This window comes from Deltaproteobacteria bacterium CG11_big_fil_rev_8_21_14_0_20_42_23 (assembly GCA_002796345.1).
Taxonomy (GTDB): domain Bacteria; phylum UBA10199; class UBA10199; order 2-02-FULL-44-16; family 2-02-FULL-44-16; genus 1-14-0-20-42-23.
In genome coordinates this window covers 1-8,663 of the sequence record PCXC01000054.1, presented here as the reverse complement: position 1 = coordinate 8,663, position 8,663 = coordinate 1, and the positions used below count along the sequence as shown (strand labels likewise).

General features: G+C 44.0%; 6 protein-coding genes and 1 riboswitch. Of the genes, 1 reads left to right on the top strand and 5 read right to left on the bottom strand.

Annotation, left to right across the window (positions count from 1 at the left end; genetic code table 11):
- Positions 1-58: 58 nt before the first annotated feature.
- The 5 genes from COV43_06605 to COV43_06585 form a co-directional block, all read right to left on the bottom strand.
- Positions 59-829 carry a hypothetical protein gene (locus COV43_06605; GenBank protein ID PIR25179.1) on the bottom strand — a complete coding sequence of 257 codons (771 nt, stop codon included), beginning with the start codon at positions 827-829 and terminating at the stop codon, positions 59-61.
- Between the two features lie 88 nt (positions 830-917).
- Positions 918-1,445: a hypothetical protein gene (locus COV43_06600; GenBank protein ID PIR25178.1), complete on the bottom strand. Its 528-nt coding sequence runs from the start codon at positions 1,443-1,445 to the stop codon at positions 918-920.
- 80 nt (positions 1,446-1,525) lie between these two features.
- A complete protein-coding gene (locus COV43_06595; GenBank protein PIR25177.1) occupies positions 1,526-2,938 on the bottom strand; it encodes a hypothetical protein in 1,413 nt (470 codons plus the stop codon).
- 24 nt (positions 2,939-2,962) lie between these two features.
- Positions 2,963-4,873, bottom strand: a complete 1,911-nt coding sequence (locus COV43_06590; protein ID PIR25176.1) for a hypothetical protein — start codon at positions 4,871-4,873, stop codon at positions 2,963-2,965.
- A gap of 168 nt (positions 4,874-5,041) precedes the next feature.
- The gene (locus COV43_06585; protein PIR25180.1) at positions 5,042-7,060 is read right to left on the bottom strand and encodes a hypothetical protein; all 2,019 of its coding nucleotides are present in this window, start codon (positions 7,058-7,060) and stop codon (positions 5,042-5,044) included.
- Positions 7,057-7,194: riboswitch (cobalamin riboswitch) on the bottom strand. It overlaps the preceding gene by 4 nt.
- A 116-nt stretch (positions 7,195-7,310) precedes the next feature.
- Here COV43_06585 and COV43_06580 point away from each other — a divergent pair.
- Positions 7,311-8,501: a hypothetical protein gene (locus COV43_06580; protein PIR25175.1), complete on the top strand. Its 1,191-nt coding sequence runs from the start codon at positions 7,311-7,313 to the stop codon at positions 8,499-8,501.
- Positions 8,502-8,663 lie beyond the last annotated feature (162 nt).

Sequence of the window (8,663 nt, the reverse complement as noted above, 5' to 3'; positions counted from 1 at the left end):
CGAAAAAACACACCGCTCAAGGTCCGCTATCTTGAAAAAATGGGTTTTTCAGGGGGAACTATCTTCCGCAAAGGTATTCTCCATCATCTTCATACAAAGTGCCTTCAGCAAGCATGTGATGGGGGTTTTGAAAGCGCTGCAGCATCTGCTGAAAGTAAAAAAACTTGAGAGCGATTCTGCTTTTTTGAGGTATGTTAAAACTGCGGCTTACATTTCTGAAAAGAGTGTTGTTTCCCCAAGGATGTTGATCTCCACGAGAGCCCCTATATCGTTGTATCTCCGAGTTGCCTTTATGTATTCTTTCAAGTTCCGAAGCCTGTGGAAGTGGAGGGAGTTTTTCAGGTGGTGCGAAAGTATCTTCAGTTTCTACAGCATGAAATCCACGTGGAATTTGATCTCTGGTGTATCGTCTAACTGAAGTGACTTGGTTGTTCAAAAAATTAAATGTTGGAGTTGATTGTAGAGTATATTTTCTCCAAGCTGCAAAGAGGCCTGGGTGTTGAGCTAGAGGTGCATCTGGGTGAAAGTTTGGAACAGGTTTTGGAAGTTCAATGCCCGTTGCATCGTGGTGAAATTGCTCAAGTACAGCGATGAGTGCATCTCTGCTGCCGCTGGGTTCTGCTGCTGACGTTAAAAAAGCGTGCAAGTGAGGATGTGATGAAATGCTGCGTCGTAGTCGATCGTTAAGATTGGGATAAGAAAAATCTTGAAGGCTTTTCCCCACGTCAGCGAACGGTGTTGGAGTATGAAGGGCGAAATGAAGGTTGTAAGCCCACGTTCCTTGTAGTGTTTCAAATCCAGATCCAAATTGTGTAGGACTTAGTCGCATGCAGTTCTTATCGGTACAGGTTCATAAAAGTTGCGCAAAAAAAACGCGCTCCGAAGAACGCGTTTTGAAGGTGTTTGACAGCAAAGTCTTATGCTGCTTGCATTTGCGGAACACGCTTTTCAAGGAAGCTGAATCCATAGAAAAGGGTGTAGCTATACAGCAAGGTTCCCGCCAAGGTGTTTTGGAAAAAAGGAATGGCGGCAGCGAAGCAAGTGCCAAGTCCGCTTACACTCATTTCGTACATGCCACTTGAAACCCAAACAGCAAAGTTGGTAGCGATGAAAAAGCAAACAGAACTCAAAACTGAAAACTGAGTAATGTTTTTGAAACTTTTTTCTGTTTGAAATTTTCTCGCCGCAAGGGTGGTGATAATGAAGAAGGCATACACCACTGGCATCAACGCGTGAAAGCCAATCACTGCGTCACTCACCAGCATTGCCGCCAGCGGAATGATGACCGCCAAGTGTTTGCTGCGAAATGATGCGCCACCAAAAAATGCAATGGCAATAAGTGGCGTAAAGTTTTGAGGATGGGGAAGAATGCGCGAAACGGCCGCAAGCAACACCAGCAAGCTCAATGCGACAATGCGCGAAATATTTTTGTGTTCTGTTTTCATGTGTACTTCCTTTCAAGATTTTCTAAATGTTACTCCTGTTAAAGTACTCTCCTTCTCCTGTCAATCAATCTCATCTCCACTTATTGCAAAGCAGAAACATTTGCCGCCACGAGTAAGTTTCCATCTGGAGTGGTAACAACTTGATAATGTTTTCCGCCTAAAAGTATTGATGGACCTGCATTTCCAGGAAGTTCAGATAAAAGTGTTTGATCGGGATTATCTAAGTTGAGTGCCACCACATTGCTGGGCTCGCCAAAGATACCAAACGCAGAAACGAGCGCCCAATTTCCTGCGCGGTTAATGCTGGCGGGAAAACCTGCAACTTGTGGAAGAGCCACAAAACGACTGCTTCCATCAGCAAGAGAAATTGCGCTCACTCCAATTTCTGGGGCTTGTATGCCAACAACTGCTTCAACACCACTGAAGGGAAAAGTTGGTGCAACTTGTCCGGTAAGATGACCGAGTTCAAAAAAGGTTGTTTCATCTGCTGCATCAAGAGCGGTGAAGTGAAGTCGTGCAGTTGCAGCGTCTGGATCATATCCATTGCTTGTAAGAGCTGCCAGTTCTCCGGTGATGGGATCGGTAATAAGTGCTGTTCCGTTTACACCATCAAGCGGCCATACAAAGGTTCCATTTATATCCAGAGTGCCGGCAGCATAAGGAGCGCAGACAAGAGCTGCAGAGTAGAAGCTGGTTAGCGCAGGATCGTTGAAATTTGGTGCCGCAATATTGTTATTGTTTGCACATAACACACCGCCAAACAAAGCGAGTCCGGCTGGAAGATTTGGGACAAAGCCTAAACCGTTTCCTACGTGTTGACTGTAGTCTAAAGTTTGCACAGTTCCATTTGCGCCGATGATGGTGATGCCGTCTGGGGTGCTGTGACTTACAGTAACGTTTCCATCGGGAAGAATAATGTTTTGCGCAGCAGATCCAGGAAAGGCAGCTACTTGCTCGTAGGCATTTCCATTTTGCATCTGCAGATTTCCTGCAGGGTCAAGAGTGATGCGATACAAAATGCTGTTGCTGGTGAAGTAAAAGCTTGTGCTGTCATCGGCATTCACTTGTCCACTTAAACTATCTACAAAATCAGAAGTGAGGTTTGCAAGGTGGAGATAAACCGGTGCTTCTGGAAGTGCTGGTAGACCAGCGTCTGCGGGAGGCGTTGCATCAATTGCAGATGTGGCATCTGAAGCAAAAAAAGCATCTGCGCCCGGAAGCACGTCTGCAAAAGCATCGCGAGCTACTGCAAAATCACGCACACCCCTATCAAATCTTCTTGCACCGGCGTCAGGACGAGTGGTGCCCATGTCGAGATTATTGCTAGGTGCAGCATCTGCAAGAAACGCATCAGTTGGGTATCTTCTGCCATGCACGGGCGCTTCTACAGTGGAATCACATCCACCGAGCGCAGCTCCGCCTGCAAATGTTGCTGCGGTGAGTGCTAGCGGCCTTGCTAAATTTGATGCTGAAAATGGACTTACGGTAAACATGTTTTCTCCTTTGTGAAAAAATATCTAATTTGTAATCACACCATTCACGACGGCGATGGCATCGAGGTCGAAACCTTTTGTGCCCGTGCCGCCAAAATTATTTCCTTTATCAATAATGCGAATGTAACGCGCTTTTGCGATGCCAATATCGTTTAAGTCAAAACTTTCTCCACCAGCATTTTCTAAATCAAACGGGTCGATGTCATTTTCAATGTGGCTGTATACTGGCTTCCAGCCTGCACATCCGGTGTATGGAGCTTCACTGCTGTGGCACGGAAAGCTAACGAAGTTTACGCCATCGTTGCTTACCGCCACTGTGGCTAGCTCTGCATATGGATTTGCGGGGTTGCCTAAAATATTGAATGCGTTTTCGAAAATGATGAAGTCGTCACCGTCGCCGTCAACCACCGGGCAGTTGCCAAGATCTAGAACAATTTTTCCATTTGTGCCCAAGCTCAACACATGGAGTGAACCTTGTGTGTCGCCTAGTCCGCGAGGTTCGCCAAGAACGATGTCGGGAAAACCACTGTTTCCAAAGCCAGCGCCAGAGCCAGGAAAAAATGAAGCAACAGCCTGCGCAAAACCTTGGCAAGCTTCGCCACTATTTCCACTTGGTGGTTCGGGAAGGGGAGTGGGGTTGTCGTTAGGATTGCCGGAATTTGAAACATCAAATTCAGCTGCAGCACCACTTTCAAAGCTAATCACTTGTCCGGGATAAGCGGTTAAACTCACAATGTCTGCGCCAGTGTAATCTTCATCAATCACACCATGTCTCACTGAAAGTGGCCCAACACCTGTGTTTGCGCCGCTTGGATTTTCATCACTTACGCCAGCTGGGAAACCAAGTTGAAAATATTTTTCTGAAATTTGTGGCGTTACGTTTGCCAAATTTATCATGTAAACAGTACTTTCTTCAAAGCTTGAAACAAAAAGTGTTGCATTGTCATTGCTGATATCAACATCGGTAATAAAATCGCTGTCATCGGTGATGACGTAAGGATTTCCCTTTCCATGCAGCACTAAACGATTGATGAAATCCACTTCATAGACGTGTCCAAATTCTGCAGAACCAAAAAAACCGCGCGATCCATCGAAGGTAAATGTAATCTTATGAAAGCTTGCGGCAAGTATTCCCAGAAAGACAGTTCCATCTTTTTGTTCAGTGTCAGTGTTGATGATGTCCAAACACGATTCGGTAAGTGCATTCCCTTGTCCGTTGGAAATAGTGATGACGCCTGAGTTTGTGACCACTAGTTCTTGATCGTTTCGTTTTGTAATTGCAGTTGGATTGTAACATGTGCTGATGAAATGCTTTTCGTATGAAACAGAATAGTCGTCGTTAAGCGAGAAGACGCCAATAATTCCAGGGTTGGCAATGGCGGGAAAGCTGGTTCTGTCGTAGTTTGCAAAGGTGATGAAAACTTTGTCGCCAACACGTTCCATTCCCTCGGGAATATTTGGAGTAAGTACACTTGATGCATTTGTTCCGTTAGATTTTTTCTGCCCACTGCCAATCGTGATGTTGTTGAGCAAAAAAGTGGCAGCATAAATTTCGCCAGTGTGAGGATTGAAAGCAACAAGATGTGTTGAAGTAAGCAGAAAACCTAACTCTGTTGATGAAATAAAAACTTCATGCGGAATTCCAGTTCCGCTTGGACTTAGCATGCCAGCAAAGTCAGATGAAAGCTGCAATTGCGGGGCGTCAAGATCGATAGCCAAAACTCCCGCCGGGCTGGTGGTGCTTACCACAAAAGCAGTAGATGTCATGCCATCAATGTTGGGAATTAAAATGTCGGCAGGGAAATCACTGCCAAGTGAAAATGTTTTCGAAGCAGAACTAGAACTGCTAGGGCCTTCAGCCGTAAACTGACTATTGCCACACGCAGTTAAGGTGATGGTGAAAAGAAGACTGAGGGTTAAAAATATTTTTTTCATTTTTTTCTCTGTGTCATTGCGAACCGTTTTCGGTGAAGCAATCTGCGTTTTTCTCCCCTCTTAGATTAAGAGGGGGCAGGGGGAGTTAGAGTATTTATAGTGTAAAAAACAATAACCCCACCTAGCCTCCCCTTAATTTAAGGGGAGGGATGAAAACCATTTTCAATTCTAACTTTTCACTCCAACCTTCAACCAAAAACTTCTTCTTGGCAGCGGAAAACCGCGTGCATCATAGCTTTGCACGTTGGTGATGTCTTTTGCTTCGAGGTTTGTAAACCATTTTTTTTGCTTAAACGTAAGACCTAAATCAAGCAAGGTACGTCCAGAAATGGCAACGGTGTTGGCGGTGTTGATGTAATATTTCCCCTTATAAAACACTGAAGCATAAGGATGAAATTTTCCAAAATGAGCATTGAGTTTTGCGTTAAAGCTGTGCGTTGGCCGCGCCGGCAAATGAGCTGCGTTTGAATTGAAGGTACTTTTCATCCATGTGTAATTTGCGCCAAGATCTAAAAAAGATGAAATGAAAAAGTTTTGTTCAAGCTCAACACCGCGAGTTGTTGCTGCAAGCGTGTTTACGGGTTGAATGGTGGTAGCACTTATAGGAACAAACAAAATTGAATTGTCGATGTGTTGTTCAAAATAAGAAAAAGTTGTGCTGGCAGAATATTTTTTCAGCGCATACTCAAACTTCGCTAATGCGTCCCAAGAAAAAGCTTCTTCATCAAGCAATGAACTGTTCCCACGAATGTAGCCTTGATCTGGAAGATAAAGTTCATAAAAACTGGGATAGCGATGTGATGTGCTTGCGTTTGCTTTCAACGAAACATGCGATGAAACTTGTGCAAGTGCACCAAACTTCCACACCACTTTTGTTTTTCTGTCGGATGCATTTTCAACACGAAGCGCTGGAAAAAATTGGAGCTTTTCCTGAAGTGTTTTGATGCTCTCTTGCAACGAAAGTGAATGTACGTGTCTTATGTTGGTGCCCGCTAATGTTGCTCCAGCAAGCGGAGAGCTGTCTTCACTTCTGGTGAATTCATAATTGTAGCTGGCTTGAGAAAGAGATGAAGCATGTTTTGTTTCATTTGTTTTGCTCACTTCAAAATGTGGAGTGAGGGTGTCTGAACTGTAATTGACATTAATTGGATTTCCAATGGCAGGACTGGGATCAATAAAAGTGTCATCGTAAAAGGAATTGTTTATGCCAAGTTTTGCCGAAAGACTCGGATGAAAAAAATCATCGCGCTGATATTCAAAGCTTGTATTGTTCCGATAGATTTGCTCGCTCGCTTCAAGTGCATTTGCAGGTGCAAGCAAGGTGGTTTCATCTTCTGTTCCGGGAATTTCTCGATCAGCAAGAAAAAAATCATTCAAGAAAACAAGCTTATCTTTTGAGCTTAAAGGCAAAGTGAGTTTTGTGAGAAAATTTTCTTGAATGCTTCTGTTGTGTTCTCGTGTAAAAGTTTTGCCGCCACCACGCGCGCCTCCCACAAGGTTTGTAGAGGAGGTGAAGAAGGTGTAATCTCCTGCAGAAGAAAAATGAGAACCGGAAAGAAGAAGGTTTTTTGTTTGCGTGCTTGCAGCAATTTTTAAAGTGGAAAATGATCCGGCAGTAACGCTAGCTTCGGATTCTTGCTTTTTTGCATCAGCTGTTTTGGTGATGATGTTAATCACGCCACCAACCGCATCGCTGCCATAGATGGCACTTTGCCCGCCGCGAAGAATTTCGATACGTTCAACATTGGAAAGCGGAATGCTGGAGAGGTCAACACTTCCCGTGAGAGTGGAGTTTAATTTAATTCCATCAAGAAGAATAAGCACTTGTTCTGATGAAGAACCGCGGAGAGAAACTGTAGAGAGTTGGCCCTCGCTTCCCAAGTTGCTTACCGTAATGCTGGCTTGTTCTTTAAGCACATCTGCAAGTGAACTCGATTTTTTGTTGAAGCTTTCCGAACGGATGACAGTTGTAAAACTTGAAGGTGTGCTGTGAGCTTCTTGATTGTTTTTTGCACGCACATGAATGGTGCCCAATTGTTCGCTTTCCGCAAACACTGATGGAGACTGAAGCAGCAGGAGGAGGCTTAAAGAAAAAAACCTTCTCTGCGCAAAAAATGTGAGAAGGCTCGAAAACACCTGCACCTCTTTTTCCACGAAGAGTGAAGAAAATGATGACCGGTTCAAGATATCCTGGCTTGAAGTTTACTTCCCAGTTTTCCTTGCCTTCCCATTTCGTGAGAAACAGTGACTAAGCGGAAAACGGCTTTCAATCAACTTCATACAGTGGCGGGACCGCGTGGGATTTGCACCCAACTTCCCTTGACATCCAGTCTGAATGTGTGGAAGTGCCTACAGTGAAGCGGCTTGGCTGTCAATGGTTTAGTGGGGCAATAGAAAAAGCTAGCAATTTTTTAAAAAAATAAAGTGAGAGGAAGATATGACTGGAATTATTACAGTAAGGCCATCTCTTGATAGCCTTGTCCCATCTTGTTTAGCGGCAGGTCCACATCTTTTGCCTCCATTGCAAGCTTTACACACTGATTTGTATCGGCCGCATCCAATGTCAGTAATAGTTGAAAAACATAGGTATGCCGTTGGTAGTTTGCTTCCAGCCTTAAGGCCTTCGTCTCCGCCTCAGCATGTGCAGGTGTTAGAGCAATTTGTGAATGGTGAAGATGGAGAAGATCGTGATGCGATTATTGAAGCAGTGAGAGAAATGCACAACGATATCAAAAATGATTATTATCCAGCGCTTGTTCCCGTCCGTCCTGATTTACGACCAGGAACGCTGTTTGGAGAGAATGAAAATTTATGTGCCGCATATTTAGACTACCTTCGTTTTCAAGAAAATCCAAACGGGTTTGCTCTCAATCTTCCTCATCTTCGTACAGCCGGTTATGATTTTGAAACGACACCTTTCATAAGAACGAACTTAAATGCATTAACAGCCGGAGTTCGAAGAGCGCGAAAAGTAGTGCTGAAGCAAGTGCTGGGGTTTAATTCTGCAGAAGCAATTCGTGAAATTCTCATCAATCGCATTATTGCAGCACTTGGTGAGCCTCGTTTGTTTGCAAGCACTGAAGCTTATTCTGATAGTCATCATATGCCCTGTCTTGTTTTCCCAGATTTCACTGCCTTGGGTATACAGACCTTTTCAGAATTTTTGTCTTCTCCATCACCATCGTTGCTTGGAGCTGTTTTTGCTTTTCTTGATTATGCCAACGGTTTTCGCTTGTTGCATCAGTTGGGGCTTTTTCATGGTGATATCAAAGCAGATAATCTTGGCTATTCATTCCAAGGAAATGACGCTCCGGGTGGAGTTATTTTCGATTGGGGGAGCGCAAGCTTTGCACATCCTTATCTGTTTGATTATGGCGAAAAATCAGAAGACGCATTGTGGGGAAGAGAAGTGCAGGCCTTAGCCCAGCTTTTTGCAGGAGCACTTCAAATCGTCAACTTTCCCTCTGAAGAAATGTTTGCAGATGCAATAACTAACTCTACTGCAAAAGCACTGCTCTTAGCAGTTTTGTATAATGCACTTCATAAAAAAGAAGAGAGTGTGTTTGCCTTTGATCGCATGTCAAAGGGATTGAGAGAATTTTTGTCTCTTTTGAATCATGGGAGATAAAATGGATGCAGAGAAACAAAATTGACATGAGTCATGTGACAACGGTTTTAAGGTTTTGTTCCTCTATGTAGTTCCCCCTGAAAAACCCATTTTTTCAAGATAGCGGACCTTGAGCGGTGTGTTTTTTCGGAGGCTCAACAAAAATCAACCTCAAAAAATGGA

What these genes read in the sequence shown, in the direction of transcription:
- COV43_06605 (PIR25179.1), bottom strand. Translation starts at nt 829, where the DNA reads ATGCGACTAAGTCCTACACAATTTGGATCTGGATTTGAAACACTACAA.
- COV43_06600 (PIR25178.1), bottom strand. Translation starts at nt 1,445, where the DNA reads ATGAAAACAGAACACAAAAATATTTCGCGCATTGTCGCATTGAGCTTG.
- COV43_06595 (PIR25177.1), bottom strand. Translation starts at nt 2,938, where the DNA reads ATGTTTACCGTAAGTCCATTTTCAGCATCAAATTTAGCAAGGCCGCTA.
- COV43_06590 (PIR25176.1), bottom strand. Translation starts at nt 4,873, where the DNA reads ATGAAAAAAATATTTTTAACCCTCAGTCTTCTTTTCACCATCACCTTA.
- COV43_06580 (PIR25175.1), top strand. Translation starts at nt 7,311, where the DNA reads ATGACTGGAATTATTACAGTAAGGCCATCTCTTGATAGCCTTGTCCCA.